Source organism: Psychroflexus aurantiacus (assembly GCF_010820555.1).
Lineage (GTDB): Bacteria > Bacteroidota > Bacteroidia > Flavobacteriales > Flavobacteriaceae > Psychroflexus > Psychroflexus aurantiacus.
In genome coordinates this window covers 404030-422976 of the sequence record NZ_JAAIKD010000001.1, presented here as the reverse complement: position 1 = coordinate 422976, position 18947 = coordinate 404030, and the positions used below count along the sequence as shown (strand labels likewise).

Here is an 18947-nt window from a genome sequence, read left to right as displayed (position 1 = left end):
TATATTTTGAAATTAATTATTTTTTCAAGTTAATTTCAACTCTTCTGTTTTCTGCTCTACCAGCTCTTGTGTTATTACTGGCAACTGGTCTTTCTTCTCCATAACCCGCAGATGACAATCTAAATTCATCTACACCGTTTTCTACCAAGAACGCTTTAACAGAAAGAGCTCTGGCTTCAGAAAGTCTCATGTTATTTTGAGCACTTCCCACGCTATCCGTATGTCCTTCAATTGTAAATTTAGCATTAGGATACTCTTCTAAAATGGCCATAATTGCCTCTAAAGCCTCTTCAGAATCTTCGGTAATTGTTGTTTTACCTGAGTTAAAGTTTATGGTTTTAGCATACTCGTTCAACTCTTTTTGAACCTCTTCAGTAACTTCCGGGCAACCGTTGTTTGCCTGAGTACCAGCAACCTCCGGGCACATGTCATCTTTGTCCAGCACACCATCATTGTCGGTGTCTGGGTAAGGGCATCCTTCATTGGCTTCTGGTCCAGCCTGGTTAGGACACACATCATTTTTATCTGCAATACCATCGTCATCGGCATCCGGGCATCCGTTTAGCATTTTTGAACCTGCGTCGTTAGGACACTCATCTTTAGGGTCTGCAACACCATCTCCATCAGTATCTGGACATCCGTTAAATTCTGCAAGGCCAGCTGTGTTAGGGCATTCGTCTTCTGCATCAGTAATACCATCACCGTCAGAGTCTGGGCAGCCATTAAATTCTGCTAAACCTGGAGTATCCGGACATGCGTCGTTTTTATCATAAACGCCATCGCCGTCAGTATCAGTCCCTCCAAAAGCAACCGTTACACCTGCTGTATGCTGGAAATAGTCAAAATTAGCATCTTCAAATGCTGTTCTGTACGAGGATTTGATGGTGAAGGCAAACTTATCGCTAAACCAGAAATTCACTCCCAAATCTGTGTCGAATGTTGAAGCTCCGGTATCGTCTAGCCAGTAGTAACCAACGCCAATACCCAAGAAAGGATCAATGACTTCAGAATTTAAAAGGGTTTTGAAGTTATAGTCAACTCCTGCTCCTAGGCTGTAAAAGCTCAAATCATCTGCAGCTACATTTCCCAACTTATCGATTTGATTAATAGAAGCGTTTAATTTTGCAGAAAACCCGTCACCAACATATCGCTTTATTTCTAAATAGGATATGGAAGGCACGATATTCCAATAATCCGATACATTGAAATACTGGTCAAAAAGTTCACCCGAGATATCATCGTTACCTGCAGCATAAAAATCAACTGCGTTGGTACCAATTACTATGGCATAAGGGTTGTTTTCATCTTGTGCTTGTACACTTACAGCTCCTAAGGTGAGCGCAAGCAGCAAAAAAAGTGTGTTTAATTTTTTCATGTGTTTAATTTTATTTAATTCTAAATTTAGTAATCGATTTTAACAAATGTAAAATTAAAATCCTCAAATAAATTAACTTTCAATAATTTTTAAGTCTTTGCCAATCTTTATAAAGGCTTCAATGGCCTTATCAAGGTGGGTTTTATCGTGAGCTGCAGACAATTGTACCCGTATTCTTGCCTTGCCTTTTGGAACTACCGGATAGAAAAACCCGATCACGTAAATGCCCTCTTCCAGGAGCATTGACGCCATTTGCTGAGAGAGTTTGGCATCATATAACATCACGGGGACTATGGCAGATTCACCATCTATAATTTCAAAACCAGCTTCTTTGATATGCTTCTTAAAATAAGCGGTATTTTCTGTTAATTTTTTTCTTAACGTATTGTCCTTTTTGATAATTTCAAAAACTTTAAGAGTTGCTCCAACGATAGAAGGGGCCAGAGAGTTCGAGAATAAATAAGGTCTGGACCTTTGTCTCAACAAGTCGATTATTTCTTTTTTACCTGTGGTGTAACCTCCCATGGCGCCACCGAGCGCTTTTCCTAATGTACCGGTGATGATGTCGATTCTGTCTAAAACGCCTTTCTCTTCTAAGGTGCCAATTCCATTTTCTCCAATAAATCCTGTCGCATGGCATTCGTCTATCATAACCAAGGCTTCATAAGCATCAGCCAGGTCGCAAATTTCGTCCAGTGGTGCCACCAGACCGTCCATGGAGAAGACCCCATCGGTCACTATTAAAATATTTCTGGCACCATCCTCTTTAGCCTGCTTCAGCTGAGATTCAAGATCTTTCATGTCTCCATTTTGGTACCTGTATCTGGCCGCTTTACATAATCTTACTCCGTCAATAACTGAAGCATGATTCAAAGAGTCTGATACAATCGCATCTTCTTTGGTAAGTAAAGGTTCAAACACGCCTCCGTTAGCATCAAAACAGGCAGCATAGAGTATAGTATCTTCGGTGCCGTAAAAATCAGCGATTTCCTGTTCCAATTCCTTATGAATATCCTGAGTTCCACAGATAAATCTAACACTGGACATACCGAATCCATGGCTGTCTAGGGTGTCTTTGGCCGCTTTGACGACTTCAGGATGTGAGGATAGGCCTAAGTAATTGTTGGAACAGAAATTCAGCACCTGTTTTCCGGAATCCAGTGTGATTTCCGCACCCTGCGGAGATGTAATGATGCGTTCTTTCTTATAGAGCCCGTCGTCTTTTATACTTTGAAGTTCTTCCGACAGCTGTTTTTGAAATTTATTTGAATACATATATTTTGTTTTTTACAAATTTAAACAATCTTTACTTCAATGGAATTGGTAATGTAGACCAAGAGTTTCTTCTTAACATTATATTGTAAACTCCTTAAAGCGTCTGCGTATTCCTGGATTTGATTTATATGCTGAGGTGATGGTACCCCCGTTTTATAATCGATGAGGATTGCATCACTCCCCTGAAGGTTAACCCGGTCTGGTCTCAACAGTTTATTTTGAAAAAAGAGGTCCTTTTCAGTCCAGGCCGTATAAGTATCCGAAAAGAACTCAGTTAATTCCTTATGCGTTACAATTGAAGTCAACAGATTTTGATAAAACTTCTGGTTTTCCTGTTTAATAAAACCTTCCTCCATATGCGTGGTTATGGAAGCGTCAACATCAGGTTTTGTTTTTACCTGAGCGAGCAGGGAATGGATTAAATTACCCTCTTCAAGAGCTTCTTCAAGCTCTGCATTCCACAGTTGTCCTGCTGTGGTCACCAGATTCAAATTCAAATCTGGTGACGGAGCATGAAATACCAAATGCTTATTCTGGAGTTCCTCAGAGATGGAGACCTGCACAGGTGCCTTGCTTTCTCCCCAGTGGTAATCCACCTGAGCTTCTATGCTTATGGATTTGGATTTCTCCAGATAACCCATAAATAATCCGGAAAATGTATTGGGTTTTATGGCTCCATGTCTATCTCTGTCATCTTCAGAAAGGATAAAAAGCTCTTTGGCAGCTCGCGTTAAAGCCACGTAAAGGATGTTTACATTTTCCATCTCAAGACGGTTAATCATATCGAGATACATATCCGCATACAGCGGATGCTCGATGTCTTTGCTAGGGTGGGTGATTAAGGCTACAGGAATATTATAGGATTCCGGCAGGCCTACCCAAAGGTGACTTTTTTTGGCATCATCCAGCTGGTGTCTGGCGTAAGGAAAAATGACCACGGGAAATTGCAAACCTTTGCTTTTATGAACCGTCATAATTTGAACAGCATCTTCATTATCTGTACTGATGATGCTTTTTTTGTGGCCTTGAGTGTTCCAGTACTGTAAAAATGCACTTAGATTTCCTTCTTGTTTTAAAGTAAATTCGAAAATTTCATCAAGGAAAAATTGAAGATAAGCACTGGCTGTTTTGTCAAGTTCAAAGCGATGGATAAGGTATTCCACTGCATCATAAAACGGGAGGCTGTGGAAATGACCGGCATCGAAAGAGAAGCCCAGATCGGTAAGGGTTTCCCAAAAAACGGCTTTGTCTTTGTTGAGCACTTCGTTCAGCAGGTTAAATCTTCTTTCTTCTGAATAGGATAATCTCAGGCTTAAAACGTCGATAATTTTGGCTTTGGAGATTTCGTCGAAATCATCATTCAGCACCTTTAGAAAATTCAAAAGAAATCCGACCTGTTCGTCGGAGTTGATCAGTAAAGTCTCTGAAGAAATAATAGAAATTCCATGCTGATTAAGAAACTCTGCAATGGCAATTCCTTCTGATTTTTGTCGAACCAAAATACAGAGGTCTCCAAGCTTGAAGCCCTGTTTCTGTTTTTTCCTGATGATGTCTAAAACTTCCTCAGGATAGATTTCATTCCGTTCTTCAGTGGATTTAGCTTCTAAGAATTTCAGGTTCACAAAACCTTCTTCCGTTATATGAGGAGACTGAATTAAATTTTCAGCACTAAAAAGAGTCTTCAGGTTTTCATCCTTAAGCTGCTGCCCCACATGTTCAAAAAATTCATTATTGAATTTTATAATGGTCTGACTGCTTCTGAAATTCGTGCGCAAGGTCTCCAGCTCAGGTTTTATGGGGAAAGGTGAATTCCCGGAAGACAAATTCATGAATTGATGGGCATCACCGCCTCTCCAGGCATATATGGACTGTTTGGCATCGCCTACAAGCGTTAAAGTTCCCTGGGTTTCGCCTTCAAAAAGAGAGGCCAGGGCATTGCCAGTGAGCGGTATTAAATTCTCCCACTGCAGGCGCGACGTGTCCTGGAATTCATCGATAAAATAGTGCTGAAACTTTTCTCCCAGGCGTTCAAAAATAAAAGGTGCCGGCTGTTTCTTGATTTCATCGCTTATCTTTTTGTTGAAGTCAGAAATCAACATGATATTCTGCTCCTTTTTAATCCGTTCCATTTCAGAATTTACGGAACTCAGCAAAGAAAGCTGCGTGATATTCTTATGGATCTTTTCAAGGAATTTCCTTTCGAAAAACAGTGCTTTGCTGAGCTCAAACTGCTCCACTATGAAATCTCGCATCGCAAAAATGAGCTCTTTTTTGCCTGCCTCCTGTTTTTTGTTCACATAAGTTTCTTCATCACCAATAGTCTCTTGCCACTTGGAGTCGAAACCAATTGAGGGATGATTTTGACTTAATTTTTCAAAAAACTTTGGCAACCAACCCCCTTTAAAATCTTTAAATTGCAATCCATTTGTATTCAATTTCATCAAAAACTCATCTCCAATGGCCTTAAGTTTGTCGGTGATGAAATTTATGTCAATAGTCAGTTTGGTCTTTAGCTGTTTAAAGTCTTCAAGCTCAAAAGCCTTTAAGGAGTTGACAAACAGCTCGTCTTTCTCATTCAGGAGCAGTTTTGACGCTTCAAAAATATCCTGACTGATGTTTCCACTTTTGTCATCGTTCACTTTTTCTAAAGCAAAATCTATCAAAACCGCTGTTAGTTCTTCATCGCTTCCTGCTTTTTCAACCAGGCGTTCAACGGCCAGTTCCAGTACCTGTGTGGTGTCCATTTCAATGTCAAAATTCATGGACAAGCCCAGGTCTTTGGCAAATGTTCTTATGATTCTGTGGGTGAAGGCATCTATGGTCGAAATTTCAAAAGCGGCATAATTGTCTAAGATTTCTTTCAGGATAAAGTAAGATTTTTTCTGAATTTGCTCTGAAGACAGTTTCGTGTTTTCTTTTATCAACAGAAACATGGCGTCTTCTTCCAGCTCAGGCTGACCTTTTGAAAAGAGCGTGAGGTATTCCAATATTCTGGATTTCATTTCACCAACGGCCTTGTTGGTGAAGGTGATGGCCAGGATATTCTGAAAACTCATGTTTTTTGGAGAAGAGAGCAGCAGGCTTAGATAACGCTCTGCAAGCTTAAAGGTTTTTCCGGAACCGGCTGACGCATTAAAGATGGTGAAATTGGACTCTTGAGGCATTATTCAATTTTAAGGGTAAGGTAATAAATTCAAGGCTAATAGACTTTAGCAAATTGAAAGCAGTTGAGGAGCAAAACCGGCCTTGTTTTAAGTAAAAAATAACATCAAATAATCCTAAGTCAAAGTCTTAATACTTATTTTTGATGTCAACAAATTAACAAAAAAACATAAGTTATGGCTTTCGAATTACCAAAATTAGACTATGCTCATGATGCACTTGAGCCACATATCGATAAAAAAACAATGGAAATTCACCATGGGAAACACCATGCGGGATATACTTCTAAATTGAACAATGCCATTGAAGGCACCGATTTGGAAGGTAAAACCATAGAAAACATATTAATCAACCTGGATTTATCCAACACTGCTGTAAGAAATAACGGTGGTGGTTTTTATAATCACAGCCTATACTGGAAAATTATGTCACCAAATGGTGGTGGAAAACCATCAGGAGAATTAGCCAAAGCAATCGATGACTCTTTTGGTTCATTTGAAGCCTTTAAAGATGCCTTTTCATCTGCAGCTGCAGGTCAGTTTGGATCCGGATGGGCCTGGTTAACCGTTCACAACGGTGGAAAACTAGAAGTGGCTTCTACTGCAAATCAGGACAATCCTTTAATGCCCAATGTTGGCGCAGGCGGAACTCCTATTTTAGGAATTGATGTTTGGGAACATGCGTATTACCTCAATTATCAAAACAAAAGACCAGAGTATATTGAGCATTTCTTTGAAGTGATCAACTGGCAAGAAGTAGGTAAACGCTATTCTGAAAATAAATAAGTTTATAAACTTTATCATTTTAAAACTGCCCGATCGGGCAGTTTTTTTTTATTCTAAATTTGATTTCACTTTTTGAAAGACCTCTTCTGCCGGGATATCATGCATGACTTTTTTGTATCCTTTTACCTTTTTGTTTCCATAAATAGAAGTGGGTAAAAGCGGATACTTTTCCAGGTCGGGCAGGATCTGCTGTTTTCGGGTCTGACCGAAAGGCGCGAAGCCTGCATAAGGATGGGTCGCTCCCCAGATGCTTACCACATCTACACCAAACATGGCTGCCAGATGGGCGTTTCCGCTATCCATAGACAACATCACATCCAGGTTGGAGATCAGTTTCAATTCATCAGAAAAATCAAATCTTCCGGCAAGGTTTTCGCTATTGCTGAATTCTTCTGCTAAAGCACCGAGTTTCTTTATTTCCTTCTTACCGCCCCCAAACAAGAGGATTTGAATATCCTTATCAGCATTCAATTTTGAGATGACTTTTTTCATCTGTTTCAAAGGATATTGCTTTGGCGAATGTGCCGCAAAGGGAGCAATGCCCACCCATTTCTTAGACTTGTCCAGGTTCAAAACAGATTTAATTTCCGATGAAAGTGGAAGCCGAATTCTTTGAACTTTGAATTTTTGGTCTAGCGGTAAGTTCAGTTTCTTGAACACATTGGCATAGCGCTGATGTGTGCTTTTCAAAGGTTTTAAAATCTTATTCTTCGGGCGTGTTAGGGCTTTTTTTTCTGGCCGGCCTTTATCTATTCTGAAGTATTCGTGACCAAAGATTTTTAAAAATCCACATAGCAAACGCGACCTTAAGACATTGTGTAAATCGGCGATAGCATCAATCTCCAGCCGGTTAAGCTGCCTGGCCAAAAGCCATAAGCCTGAAATGCCCTTATGCCTGGTTTTGACTTCTGCTTTTACCACCTGAATTCGCTCGATATGTTCGAACAAATGCGCAAAAAAAGGCTTGGTGAGGACTGTGATTTTTAGATTTGGATAGGTTTCCAGCAAATGGGTGAGCACAGGGACTGTCATAGCCACATCCCCCATAGCAGATAATCGGATCACAAGAATATGGCCGGGCCGTTTCATCCTATTGCTTACTTCTTAAGACAGGATTCATTTCGTCATCGTTATACATCTTCATTTGCTTATACACCTTCATGTATTTATCGCCAACCTTGATGTCTTCCAGAAGCTGATCGATAGCCAGGGACAGATCTCTCTGTTGCTCCAGCAGTACATCGAGTTTTGCTTTACAGGCCATTTGATGCTTTTCAGAAGCATTGCTTCTGTTGGCTTCTTCATTCATATGATAAATCTTCAAAGCCAGAATAGACAGCCTGTCTATTCCCCAGGCCGGACTTTCGGTATTGATTTTTGCATTGGGCTTTGGTTCAATGGTATTGAAAAGATCCAGAAAATAACTGTCGATAAATTCGACAGTATCTGTCCTGTCCTGATTGGAAGCATCTATTTTTCTTTTCAGTTTTAAAGCATCCTCAGGAGAGATTTCAGGATCTCGTATCAGATCTTCATAATGCCATTGCACGGTGTCTATCCAGCATTTTCTATACAACAAATGCTCTATGAGGGTTTGCTTTTTATCAAATGGATTTTTGAATTCCTGATCCACATCATCTTTTTCGTGATAAGTTTCAATAACGCTTTGAAATATTCTATTGGCTTTTTCTGAAAACATAGTTTTGTATTTGTGTAAATACAAATATACCACGTGTTTTTAAAACAGGCTTTGCGATTGGCAAAGGTCTTTTCAATATATGGCTGAAAATACAATTCCCGAGACGAAAAAAATGTAGAACACTTCTTTGATCCATTTTTTTGTAGACTTCAACTGGAAGTAATTTCCAATCAAAATGGCAAGTGGCCAGATCAGATAAATAGCATCTTCAGATACAGGTTTATGATTGAAAATCAAGGCTGAAAGTGAAATCAGCATAAAAGCCAAGATGAGACTTAAAGTTTCACGCTCATGAAGTTTTGCTCGATTGTAGATGATGGGTAACTGGAGAATAATCCATGTCAAAATCGCTAAGATAAAGCCCGTCAGGCTTCCATATTTAAACGTCTCAAAGAAGGTATCGATACCCGTAAACTTGGGCAGATAATCACGGAAATTGATCCAGGTGTTTTCAAAGATTAAAAAATAACTGATATGGAGGATAACGCCAATGGCAAGTCCGGCTATCGGAATGATGAAGTGCCGGTAATTTTGAGAAGCGTACAGGGTAACTCCAAAATAAATCACCAGTAGAAACAGCCAGTGAAAGGGGTCAAAGGCTATGGAAATGGAAAGCAATAAGCTGGCATCGAAAATCTTCTGCTTGATATTGGTATTGGTTTTTAAGCTCAGGATTCTCCTCAGCGAAAGAAGCAAAAAGAAATAACTTATAACAAATTCTGAAGACCTTAATACTTCTGGAAAGGCTATGATGAGCAGGACAAAGCTTGAAGCGGCGTAAGTGTGTTGCTGGTGAATTTTATTGCGTTTCACTATAAAGTTCAGAAGAAAAACAAGCAGTAAAAACACCAGTAAAATGCCAAGCTTACCAAAAACCAAAGCGGTGCTTAAGTCTATGGGTGTTGAAAAAAAATTTTCAATACAAAAGGCTATAGCAAATAAAATGCTCAGAATAGCATAAGCAATAGGTTTAGAATGACTAAAAAGTCTTGTTAGCATGGTCTATTTTATTACTTTTGCAAAGTAAATATAATATAACAGAGTCATGAAGGATTTTTTTCAAGGTATTGCAAGTTTGTTTGAGGACGTTTTATTTATCCCTTTGGATGCGCTTAGAGCTCTGCAAGACGACTCCTGGTGGGCTGCAAACGCCCTGAACTTTGTATTTGTTCTGATTGTTTTCGTGGCGTTTTTTTACTGGATGAAGCAGTTAAAAAAATTCGATGAAAGCGGTGAAGAAAACAAAAGCGTCAAAGCGCACTCCTTTTTAGGAAAAAATGCAGACTTAGACTAAGTCCTGGCCTAAGTCTTTTCTGTAGTACATCCCCTTAAAATCAATGTGATCCACGTTTTTGTAAGCCGTTTTCAAGGCGTCCTGAAACGTATCTCCAAAAGCAGTTACAGCAATCACACGACCTCCGTTTGTAAGAACCTGGTCGTTTTCTGTTCTGGTACCTGCATGACAGATAAAAACGTCTTCGCCTTCCGCGGTCTTATCCAGGCCGGAAATCACTTTGCCCTTTTCGTAAGTCCCGGGATAACCCCCAGACACAAGCATGACTGTAGCCGCATGTTGTTCATCTATCTCAAGCTGAACCTCCTGTATCAGGCCCTCGGCTGTTTTGGATAAGACTTCGAGCAAATCGGTTTTTATTCTGGGGAGGACAACTTCGGTTTCCGGGTCACCCATTCTGACGTTATATTCTACCACAAAAGGCTCATCACCCACTTTCATTAAGCCAATAAACAAGAAGCCTGTGAAGTCGATATCTTCTTCCTGAAGCCCCTCAATACTGGGCTTAATGATTTTTTCATCTACTTTTTTCATGAAGGCCGCATCGGCAAAGGGAACTGGAGAGATAGCGCCCATTCCGCCGGTGTTAAGTCCTGTATCGGCTTCTCCGATGCGTTTGTAATCTTTAGCATTGGGAAGGATGAGGTAATTTTTGCCGTCGGTGAGCACAAACACACTAAGCTCAATTCCATTTAAAAACTCTTCGATAACTACTTTTTCTGAAGCTTTCCCAAATTTGCTGTTGGTCAGCATATTTTCAAGCTCGTCCTGGGCTTCGTGCAAATGTTTTAAAATCAAAACTCCCTTCCCGCCTGCAAGTCCGTCGGCTTTTAAGACGTAAGGAGGGTGCATGGTTTTTAAAAATTCCTTTCCGGCTTCCAAACTTTCTTTGCTAAAACTTCGGTAGGCTGCTGTTGGAACCCTGTGATCTCTCATGAATTGCTTGGCACGTTCCTTACTTCCTTCCAGCAGGGCGCCGCGTTTGGAAGGGCCTATGATTTTCAAGTCTGAAAATTCTTCTCTCTCGTCAAAATAATCTTTAATACCTTCTACAAGCGGGGCTTCCGGCCCCACAATAAGCATCTGGATGTCATGGTTTCTGATGCTTTCGGCCACCTCTTCAAAATTGAGAATATCCAATTGCAGATTTGAAGCGCAAAGGGAAGTGCCCGCATTTCCGGGAGCAACAAACAGCTTATTGCAGGTTGAACTTTTTGAAATTTGATGTGCTATAGTATGTTCGCGTCCGCCGCTTCCAAGTATCAATACGTTCATGAGATTATATGCTAAGATTAGAATTCAAAAGTAAATCTTTGTAAATTGCTTCGCTAATGAAACGCCTGAAAATTCTGTGAATCGATTTAAAAAAATTTTAAGTTTAAAGGGATTTCCCATGGATGAGGCTCAAAAGGAATTTGAATCTATTCTTTCGGTTTCTGATGCCGATTTTCCCAGTTATAATGAGCAGCGACGCGAACACATACTCGATTTTCATCTGAAGAACAATCCGAACTATGCACAGTTTATAAAAAAGACACATTATAATTCCTGGAATGAAATTCCTATAATGACTAAAGCTGATTTGCAAAAGCCACTTGGCGACCGCCTGAGTAAAGGCTATAAAAAATCCAAAGTATTTGTGAGTAAAACCTCGGGTTCCAGCGGGCATCCTTTCATTTTTGCGACAGATAAGTATGCACATGCCTTAAGATGGGCGTATACCCTTTGGTTATATCAGCAGCACGGAATCGATATGAATTCATCTTTTGAAGCGCGTTTTTACGGGATTCCTAAAGACCTGATCGGCTATCGAAAAGAGCGGCTCAAGGATCTATTGGCTAACAGACATCGCTTTGATATTTTAGATTTATCTGAAGATAATCTGCATCAGTTTTTAAAGCTGTTTCGGGAAAAACCTTTTGATTATATCAACGGCTACACCAGCTCTATCGTTCTTTTTGCCAGGTTTCTGAAAGAACAGCAGGTCGTTTTAAGCTCGGTTTGTCCCAGCTTAAAGCTATGTCTTACCACCAGTGAAATGCTATTTCCGGAGGATAGAAAGCTTCTTGAAGAGCAGCTGGGCGTTGCAGTCGTCAACGAATACGGAGCCAGTGAACTGGATGTGATTGCCTTTGAAAACACGAAAGGCGAGTGGCAGATCAACGACAAAACGATTTATGTGGAAGTGGTGGATGAACATGGTTTTGCTTTACCTCATGGCAAAGAAGGAACTGTTGTGATTACGTCCCTGTATAACAAGGCGCACCCGTTTATCCGTTATGAACTAGGAGACAGGGGTGTGATAGACGAAAACTCTAGGCCTGGACATCAAATTTTAAAATCCCTGACGGGCAGAACCAATGCCTTTGCCGTGCTGCCCAACGGCAAGAAAGTTCCCGCCCTAAGCTTTTATTATGTGACCAAATCTTTGATTGAAGATGCCGGACAGGTGAAGGAAATCAAGATTGTACAGGAAAAACTTTCCAGATTTGTCATTCACTATAAAGCGACCGTCGAACTGGACGACTCTCAAAAACAAAAGATGACAAAGGCTATTGAAACTTATCTGGAAAAAGACCTGACCATCCTTTTCGAAAGGAAAGATGAGCTGGAGCGCTCAGAAAGTGGAAAGCTGAAACAGTTCACTTCCAAACTGGACAGTTGAAGCAAGCGGCTATAAACTTCCTTTTTTAGCAGTATAAAATTCAGAATAAAAAATTAAACCCATAGATTTTGCAGCTTAATTACGGACAAGAAGAATTCATAATGCATCCAAGCGGATGCCTGTACTGGCCATCCCAAAATACGGTTTTGATTGCAGATGTTCACTTTGGGAAAGTCGATCATTTTAGAAAAAATGGAAGCGCTTTGCCAGGTCGGGTGGGTCTGGAAAATTTCCGGAAACTCAATCAGATTCTGGAAGAGTTTCAGCCTGAGGAGATTCTGTTTTTAGGAGATTTATTTCATTCAACCCAAAACAAAGACTGGGACAGGTTTACAGCCTGGGTGCATTTGCAAACGATAAAAATGACGCTGATTGTGGGGAACCACGATATTATTCCGTCCTATCGGTTTGAGGATCTCGGCATCAAGGTGGTGCCGGAAATCAAGCATAAGGCGTTATATCTGACCCATCATCCCGAGGAAAAAGAGGGTTTTTATAACATTTGCGGGCATTTGCATCCGGGCTATAAACTGAGAGGTGCAGGCCGGCAGCAGCTGAAACTGTCCTGTTTTTACAGGAAAAGGCAGCAACTTGTATTACCCGCTTTTGGAGCCTTTACCGGACATTTTCTGATTGAGCCGGAAGTGGATGAAGACGTGTTTGTCCTGTCTGAAGACCTGGTACTTTCCATCAGGTAAGCTCAGCGTTCACCATCCCATTCCTTGTAAAACTGATCCAGGTAATTTTCCATGAACTCATGACGCTCAGCCGCGATGTCTCTGGCGGTTTCCGTATTCATTTTATCCTTGAGAAGCAGCAGCTTTTCGTAGAAATGATTGATGGTGGGAGAATTGGATTTTTTATATTCTGCTTTGCTTTGGCTGGGATTGGCCGGGATTTCCGGATCGTATAGCGGGTTGTTCTTGAAGCCGCCAAAATTGAAGGTTCTGGCAATACCTATGGCGCCCAAAGCATCCAGCCTGTCGGCATCCTGAACGATATCCAGTTCTACAGAGTGAAAATCTGAAGATTTATGGCCGCCTTTATAAGATACGTTTTTGATGATATTCACGACATGCTCTATCACTTCATAATCTACAGACTGGGTTTCTAGAAAGGCTTTTGCTTTACGCGGGCCAATCTCTTCGTCACCCTTGTGAAATTTGGAATCGGCAATATCGTGAAGCAGGCTAGCCAGTTCTACGACAAAGGCATCAGCAGTTTCTCTGGATAAAATGTGCCTGGCATTGTTATAGACTCTCAGGATATGAAACCAGTCGTGACCGCCCTCAGCATCTTCAAGGCTTTCTTTTACGTAGGATTTGGTGTTTGAGATGATTTGGTCTTGTGTCATAGGCTTAATCTAGTTCAAGGTTTTCTGTAATATTCTTTTCGATGCGCTGAATCAACTCCGCGATTTCGAAATCTTTCACTTCCAGGGGTTGTAAAACGTCAAGTTTTAAAAAGGCGCCTACGCCCAGGGGGAACATGCCCTCCCGCTGAAGTTTCCATGAGTTATTGATGCACACAGGAACCACGACCGCTTCCGGACAGGCTTCAAATAACGTTTTTAGCCCATTGAACGCAAATGATTTTGGGATCCCTGTTTTGCTTCGCGTTCCTTCAGGAAAAATAACAGCCGCTCTTTTGGTTTCACATATGTAGTGCCCCAGCTTTTTGATCTGGCTTAAAGCCTGTCCAGAATTTTTTCTGTCGATCAACACCGAGCCTCCATGTCTTAGATTGTAAGAGATACCGGGAATACCTTTAGCCAATTCCTTTTTACTGATGAACTTGGGGTGGAGTTGTCTCATATACCAGATGATGGGTGGAATATCAAACATGCTCTGGTGATTGGAAACAATGATGTGAGGACGATCGGGATCAAATTTAAACGCATTGTTATACTGAAATCGGGTTCCCACTATATTCAGACAGCGCAACAGAAAAAAATTGAAAATGTCTACGCTTTTTTTATGGGCCTGATAACCGAAAAGATTAAAAGACAACCATTGTAACACATGAAAAATAAGCAGGGTTAATCCAAAAAAGAGATAAAAAATAACAGACAGGGGATAGGAAACAATGTTCTTCATATGAAGGAGGTATTGAAAGTGAGCTTATAAATCAAAATTACAACTTAGGGTTAATTTTTAGGTGATATCTTAAATTTTCAGCAAAAAAAAAGCCACTTTTCATGTGAAAAGTGGCTTTTTTAAAATGTATTAGTTTCTAGCAATGCTCGTTATAAGCATCCATAAGGTTATCTGCAATCATTTCTGCAGGTCTGCCTTCAATGTGATGTCTTTCCAGCATATGAACCAATTCTCCGTCTTTGAATAGGGCCATAGATGGTGAACTTGGAGGGAAAGGTATCATTTTCGCTCTGGCTTCATCGGTAGCTTCTTTGTCTACTCCAGCAAAAACGGTGACCAAATGGTCCGGGGTCTTAGCATTCTGAAGTGATTTTATAGCGCCTGGTCTAGCATTTGCAGCAGCACAGCCACATACAGAATTGACTACTACCAAAGTTGTTCCTTCCTTAGCCAAAGCAACATCAACATCAGCTTTGCTTTTTAACTCATCAAAACCTACAGCGGTTAATTCCTGCTGCATCGGTCTTACTAATTCTGGTGGGTACATATATCTTGATTTTTATTTAAACTGAATTTAAATACAAATGTATAAAATAGTCTTTTATCTTCTTTGTTCTTAACATAATGATTTCAAATCTATTGTCTATTGTTTAATCTGCTTTAAAAAAGCATCAGATTTATGAATTATACCAGGTGATGCTTATATATTTGCATTCAAAATTATTCGATTTGAAGTGGATTGGTGCCATTCTTGGCTTTTTTTATATGCGTTTTGGAGGTGCTGTTATCGGGTTCCTGATAGGCTCTATTTTAGACAGGGTTTTCAGAAGTTCCTCCTCTGGTAGTGGTGGAGGATTTGGAAGAATTTTCCAGGAACAGGGCGGACAGGTATCTCCGGGGGATTTTGAGCTTAACCTGCTTTCTCTGTCTTCTTTGGTGATCAAAGCCGATGGCAAAGTCACCCAGCAGGAGATGGATTTTGTGAGAATGTATTTTGTACAGGCCTATGGAAAAGAAAGAGCCAATGCTACATTCAGAACTTTTAACGAGGTTATCAAAAATCGGGAAATTTCTGTAGACAACATATGCAACTACCTCAGGCCAAGAGTACGCTATGAAGTCAGGCTTCAAATTCTTCATTTTCTTTTCAATATCTCCAATGCCGATGGTCATGTGTCCGATTCAGAACTTCGGGTCTTACTGGAGATCTCTCAGAATCTTCAGGTCTCAAATTCAGATTTTGAAAGCATTAAAGCCATGTTTTTCAAATCTGCAGATAATGCCTATAAGATATTGGAAATCGAGAAGTCGGCCAGTGATGCTGAAGTTAAAAAAGCATATCGAACTATGGCCAAAAAATTTCATCCAGACAAACTTCAACACATGGATGAGGTGTATCGAAAAGGGGCTCAGGAAAAATTCAACAAGGTTCAGGAAGCCTATGAACGCATTCAAAAAGAACGGGGGTTGTAATTAAAAAATTTGCTGCAGAACCTCAAGTGATTTTGGTTTTCTAAAACCCTGTAAGTGCAGTTCGTAGTAAAGCATCATAAAATCCAGAAAACTTTTTCTTCGGTCCTGATTGAGTTTGATTTGGTTTACTTCACTGTATGCTGAGGTGTTCATCAGTTTTTTAAGTAATTCTGAATTCGTATTGTTCAAGGAATAGGAGTTATGGGCTTTGAGCTGGAAAACGCCGTTTAGCATATCGAAATACGGCAAGGTGTTGCTTTGGCTATCCGGATAAAACCCGAGGAACTGAGTCAGTCTGACGATGAAATGCAGGTGAAAATTTTTGATGGATTCAGCTTCGTCCAGATACACGAAACTTTCTTCCAGGAAATTAAAAAGCTCTTCATTTTTCTCTTCTTCCTGAATGCAGCTTTTCAAAACCTCTGCCAGAAACATCACCATGGTCGATTTATAAACATTGGATTGCAGGCTCTGGTAAGGATGAAACACCTTGACTTCTTTGAGGTACTGAAGGTTTTTGTTGTCTTTATGAAAAGCTTCGATTTCCAAAAGAGAGAGTTGCTGAAACATGGACATTCTCAACTTTCCGCGTTTAGATTTTCGGATGCCCTTGAGCATATAGGATACCAGGCCTTTTTCCAGAGTCAGGCATTTGGCGATGACATCGGCTTCACCATATTTTACAGTAGAAATTACTAAAGCTTTTGTTTTGATTTGCATTAGCGTACAATCATGAGTTTACCCACTTTGTTTTCAATTTGATCTTCTCCGGTAACAATAATCAGGTAAACCCCAGAGGCCACCTTGTGTCTTCCAAAGGCTCTGGTATCCCACTGCAGGGTGCCCCCGTCTGCAAAATCTTCAAACACCAGGTTCCCTGTAATATCTGTAATTTTTACATTGGCACCATCGGTTAGCCCGTCTATCGTAACGAGTCCGTTATAATTTGGTCTTACAGGATTGGGAAAAGCCCTCAAATTTTCCAGGCTTTCATTGCCGGAGGTTATGAGACTGGAGTAGGACAGTAAACCGTTCGTTGTTCCTAAGAAGACTTCGCCTGTAACCTGATTAATGGCGACAGTTCTTACACTATTGGTTGGCAGGGGAGAATTGTCTTTATTGAAAATATTGAGTATTTCTCTTCCGTTTGGAGACACCTGAAAGACTCCGGAATCTGCTGTAGCAATCCATTTGTTGTTGGCCCCATCGGTTTCTATGTCTGTAATAAACTGTTCAAAAAGGAGTTCCTGAGGCAGGCCATCAACATCTTCTATGATGACAGGAGAAACATTCACTCTGGCATTTTCATCAAAAACAGCGTTAGGATTGGGCATTACCCTCAGACCTGCCTGGGTTCCGATCCACAGACGGTCATTTCGATCTATTTCTAAAGCTGTAATGTGGGGATTCACATTAAACGTATCCGGAAAATCTACTCCAGGCACATTGCTTGTGATGCGGGCTGAAGTATTCGTATTTGGATTATAAGCGATAATACCGTCTTTAAGTGTACTTATAAAAATAGCATTAGTGTTGTTTATGGCAAGTTTGGAAGATGAGGTTTCCGTGGGGTTTAGAAAAGCATCAGCCATGTCGATATTTTCAAAATTGCCATTGGTATTGAGCTTTTTTAAAGGATTCTCTGCGGTTGAATTTATGAAATATAAATTCCCCTGATTATCAAAAACACTTGCACCGATTCGGTTGTCATTTACATTACCCGGAACACCTTCGATTATACTGTTTGAGGAATCATACTTTTGTACCAGCTCATGGTTTACAAGTTCCAAAAGACCATCAAAATAACTGCTGATAAACACACGGGTAGAATCATTTGGATCTATAGAAACATCCGATAATTCTGCAGCATTGTTTAATGCTTCAACATTGATATTGATCCAGCCTTCCGCCGTAAGATGGCTTAAGCCCCTGTAATTAAGCGGAAAGGGATTTAGGAACTGATTGTATTCCCCAAACGTAACCCAAAGCTGTGCAGGGGTAGTTTCCAGGCTGAAAATACGATTTAGCAATGGGCCTTCCGGGCTTATTTCAGAATGGGTCTGAAGATTATTTGAATCAAAATTCAATAAACCTAAACGCGCATGTCCCAGGAAATATCGTCCATTGCTTGCTGCGGCGGTGTTTATATCAAAGTCTGCGTCTTGAATCTGACTGATAATGGCTTCGAGGTTCAATTCAGAATTATAGGCCAGAACTCGGTTGCGCGAAGTAATGACGAGCTGATTGCCACTGACATTGAATCCGGATACCTCAGAATCTACCGCGATAAAAAGGCTGGCGGAACCCGTTTCCAAACTGTAAATACTGTTGTTATTTCTCAAGCCAAATACAGAGTTTGAAAACGAAAGCACACCCTTCCAGTTTCCCGGATATTCTGTTTGCCAATTCTGAAAATCTATAAGGTTCGGGTTTTCAATGCTGGCCGTTTTTATCCCCTCTGCGGTTGTTGCCGCATATATTCTTCCTTCGAAAATTCCGATTTGATTCACTTGTATCTTTCCGCCAGTGTTGCCGATAAAGAAGGATTCTTCAAATTCTAAGTTCTCCAGATTATATTCAGCAATACCAAAATCTGTAGCGATGTATAAAATACCGTCGAATTCAAAAAAGTGATTGATCCGTTTCTCATTTGGTGCAATAGAAATCTTGTCTCTAATATCAACCACAGTGAATATGTTCTGGTTGTTATCCATCACGATCTGCAGAAGCCCGTTTTCATAACCTACGCAAGTGAGTCCATAAGCTTTGGAGTGGTAGATTTTTGAAATTTGTTCGCCAGACAAACCTTGAATAGAGGTGACGTTCTCAAGTGTCTGTGAAGGGATATCATAAATAAAATAAACGTTTTCCGCAGCAGCATATATTTTGTTTTCACTTTCGTGTAAATCGGTGATATTGTAGTAGGAATAATAACTCTCCCAGCGCTCAGAAAAGTCCTGAGCCATCAGAAAACAGGGCAATACTAAAATTAAAAACGAAAAATTTTTCATGGAGATCATCTGTGTTCTTAAAACTGAAATCGGGTCGAATTTATTGTAAAAAATAGATTTAAACCTAAAAAAGCCAGTCGAATATAAGTTCAACCGGCTTTTCTAGAAAGTT

General features: G+C 40.4%; 17 protein-coding genes. 5 read left to right on the top strand and 12 right to left on the bottom strand.

Translation table 11 applies throughout. From position 1 onward, the window contains the following. Nucleotides 1–16: 16 nt before the first annotated feature. From G3567_RS01815 to G3567_RS01805, 3 genes are all read right to left on the bottom strand, one after another. On the bottom strand, nt 17–1375 hold the full coding sequence (locus G3567_RS01815; protein WP_164003535.1) for an OmpA family protein: 1359 nt from the start codon (nt 1373–1375) through the stop codon (nt 17–19). Between the two features lie 72 nt (nt 1376–1447). Beyond that, nucleotides 1448–2650 (bottom strand): glycine C-acetyltransferase, encoded by a 1203-nt coding sequence (kbl, locus tag G3567_RS01810; protein WP_164003534.1) that lies wholly within the window; start codon nt 2648–2650, stop codon nt 1448–1450. A gap of 20 nt (nt 2651–2670) precedes the next feature. Then, entirely contained in the window at nt 2671–5814 is a 3144-nt protein-coding gene (locus tag G3567_RS01805) for a UvrD-helicase domain-containing protein (protein WP_164003533.1), read from the bottom strand. Between the two features lie 174 nt (nt 5815–5988). On the opposite strand from G3567_RS01805, the gene G3567_RS01800 reads away from it, so the two are divergent. Then, nucleotides 5989–6597, top strand: a complete 609-nt coding sequence (locus G3567_RS01800; RefSeq protein WP_164003532.1) for a superoxide dismutase — start codon at nt 5989–5991, stop codon at nt 6595–6597. A gap of 48 nt (nt 6598–6645) precedes the next feature. On the opposite strand, the gene G3567_RS01795 is transcribed toward G3567_RS01800, so the two are convergent. The 3 genes from G3567_RS01795 to G3567_RS01785 all read right to left on the bottom strand — a co-directional run bounded on the left by G3567_RS01795 (nt 6646) and on the right by G3567_RS01785 (nt 9295). Beyond that, nucleotides 6646–7686 (bottom strand): glycosyltransferase family 9 protein, encoded by a 1041-nt coding sequence (locus G3567_RS01795; protein ID WP_164003531.1) that lies wholly within the window; start codon nt 7684–7686, stop codon nt 6646–6648. 1 nt (nt 7687) lies between these two features. Continuing rightward, the gene (locus G3567_RS01790) at nt 7688–8296 is read right to left on the bottom strand and encodes a DUF4254 domain-containing protein (RefSeq protein ID WP_164003530.1); all 609 of its coding nucleotides are present in this window, start codon (nt 8294–8296) and stop codon (nt 7688–7690) included. Nucleotides 8297–8368: 72 nt separating this feature from the next. After that, nucleotides 8369–9295: a DUF6427 family protein gene (locus G3567_RS01785; protein WP_164003529.1), complete on the bottom strand. Its 927-nt coding sequence runs from the start codon at nt 9293–9295 to the stop codon at nt 8369–8371. A gap of 46 nt (nt 9296–9341) precedes the next feature. Here G3567_RS01785 and G3567_RS01780 point away from each other — a divergent pair, with 46 nt between their 5' ends. Then, entirely contained in the window at nt 9342–9590 is a 249-nt protein-coding gene (locus G3567_RS01780) for a DUF6341 family protein (RefSeq protein ID WP_164003528.1), read from the top strand. Here the strand turns inward: G3567_RS01780 and purD are convergent. Further along, a complete protein-coding gene (gene purD, locus G3567_RS01775; protein WP_164003526.1) occupies nt 9582–10865 on the bottom strand; it encodes a phosphoribosylamine--glycine ligase in 1284 nt (427 codons plus the stop codon). The genes G3567_RS01780 and purD overlap by 9 nt on opposite strands. A 76-nt stretch (nt 10866–10941) precedes the next feature. On the opposite strand from purD, the gene G3567_RS01770 reads away from it, so the two are divergent. Both G3567_RS01770 and pdeM read left to right on the top strand, forming a co-directional pair. Further along, a complete protein-coding gene (locus G3567_RS01770; protein ID WP_317164152.1) occupies nt 10942–12255 on the top strand; it encodes a phenylacetate--CoA ligase family protein in 1314 nt (437 codons plus the stop codon). Nucleotides 12256–12323: 68 nt separating this feature from the next. Continuing rightward, the gene (gene pdeM / locus G3567_RS01765) at nt 12324–12953 is read left to right on the top strand and encodes a ligase-associated DNA damage response endonuclease PdeM (protein WP_164003524.1); all 630 of its coding nucleotides are present in this window, start codon (nt 12324–12326) and stop codon (nt 12951–12953) included. Between the two features lie 2 nt (nt 12954–12955). Here the strand turns inward: pdeM and G3567_RS01760 are convergent, their stop codons facing one another. From G3567_RS01760 to G3567_RS01750, 3 genes are all read right to left on the bottom strand, one after another. Continuing rightward, nucleotides 12956–13609 (bottom strand): HD domain-containing protein, encoded by a 654-nt coding sequence (locus G3567_RS01760; RefSeq protein ID WP_164003523.1) that lies wholly within the window; start codon nt 13607–13609, stop codon nt 12956–12958. A gap of 4 nt (nt 13610–13613) precedes the next feature. Beyond that, nucleotides 13614–14351 (bottom strand): lysophospholipid acyltransferase family protein, encoded by a 738-nt coding sequence (locus G3567_RS01755; protein ID WP_164003522.1) that lies wholly within the window; start codon nt 14349–14351, stop codon nt 13614–13616. A 136-nt stretch (nt 14352–14487) separates the two neighbouring features. Beyond that, complete coding sequence (locus G3567_RS01750; RefSeq protein ID WP_164003521.1) at nt 14488–14898, bottom strand: BrxA/BrxB family bacilliredoxin; 411 nt, start codon at nt 14896–14898, stop codon at nt 14488–14490. Between the two features lie 149 nt (nt 14899–15047). On the opposite strand from G3567_RS01750, the gene G3567_RS01745 reads away from it, so the two are divergent. Then, nucleotides 15048–15824, top strand: coding sequence for a TerB family tellurite resistance protein (locus G3567_RS01745; RefSeq protein WP_164003520.1), 777 nt, complete (start codon nt 15048–15050; stop codon nt 15822–15824). On the opposite strand, the gene recO is transcribed toward G3567_RS01745, so the two are convergent. Next, complete coding sequence (recO, locus tag G3567_RS01740; RefSeq protein ID WP_164003519.1) at nt 15825–16544, bottom strand: DNA repair protein RecO; 720 nt, start codon at nt 16542–16544, stop codon at nt 15825–15827. Beyond that, a complete protein-coding gene (gene porZ / locus G3567_RS01735; protein WP_164003518.1) occupies nt 16544–18835 on the bottom strand; it encodes a type IX secretion system anionic LPS delivery protein PorZ in 2292 nt (763 codons plus the stop codon). Before porZ ends, recO begins: the two co-directional genes overlap by 1 nt. Nucleotides 18836–18947: the final 112 nt, after the last annotated feature.

Excerpts from the sequence above, each read along its gene's own strand:
- G3567_RS01815 (WP_164003535.1), bottom strand. The coding sequence starts at position 1,375 with ATGAAAAAATTAAACACACTTTTTTTGCTGCTTGCGCTCACCTTAGGA.
- kbl (WP_164003534.1), bottom strand. The coding sequence starts at position 2,650 with ATGTATTCAAATAAATTTCAAAAACAGCTGTCGGAAGAACTTCAAAGT.
- G3567_RS01805 (WP_164003533.1), bottom strand. The coding sequence starts at position 5,814 with ATGCCTCAAGAGTCCAATTTCACCATCTTTAATGCGTCAGCCGGTTCC.
- G3567_RS01800 (WP_164003532.1), top strand. The coding sequence starts at position 5,989 with ATGGCTTTCGAATTACCAAAATTAGACTATGCTCATGATGCACTTGAG.
- G3567_RS01795 (WP_164003531.1), bottom strand. The coding sequence starts at position 7,686 with ATGAAACGGCCCGGCCATATTCTTGTGATCCGATTATCTGCTATGGGG.
- G3567_RS01790 (WP_164003530.1), bottom strand. The coding sequence starts at position 8,296 with ATGTTTTCAGAAAAAGCCAATAGAATATTTCAAAGCGTTATTGAAACT.
- G3567_RS01785 (WP_164003529.1), bottom strand. The coding sequence starts at position 9,295 with ATGCTAACAAGACTTTTTAGTCATTCTAAACCTATTGCTTATGCTATT.
- G3567_RS01780 (WP_164003528.1), top strand. The coding sequence starts at position 9,342 with ATGAAGGATTTTTTTCAAGGTATTGCAAGTTTGTTTGAGGACGTTTTA.
- purD (WP_164003526.1), bottom strand. The coding sequence starts at position 10,865 with ATGAACGTATTGATACTTGGAAGCGGCGGACGCGAACATACTATAGCA.
- G3567_RS01760 (WP_164003523.1), bottom strand. The coding sequence starts at position 13,609 with ATGACACAAGACCAAATCATCTCAAACACCAAATCCTACGTAAAAGAA.
- G3567_RS01755 (WP_164003522.1), bottom strand. The coding sequence starts at position 14,351 with ATGAAGAACATTGTTTCCTATCCCCTGTCTGTTATTTTTTATCTCTTT.
- G3567_RS01750 (WP_164003521.1), bottom strand. The coding sequence starts at position 14,898 with ATGTACCCACCAGAATTAGTAAGACCGATGCAGCAGGAATTAACCGCT.
- G3567_RS01745 (WP_164003520.1), top strand. The coding sequence starts at position 15,048 with ATGCTTATATATTTGCATTCAAAATTATTCGATTTGAAGTGGATTGGT.
- recO (WP_164003519.1), bottom strand. The coding sequence starts at position 16,544 with ATGCAAATCAAAACAAAAGCTTTAGTAATTTCTACTGTAAAATATGGT.
- porZ (WP_164003518.1), bottom strand. The coding sequence starts at position 18,835 with ATGAAAAATTTTTCGTTTTTAATTTTAGTATTGCCCTGTTTTCTGATG.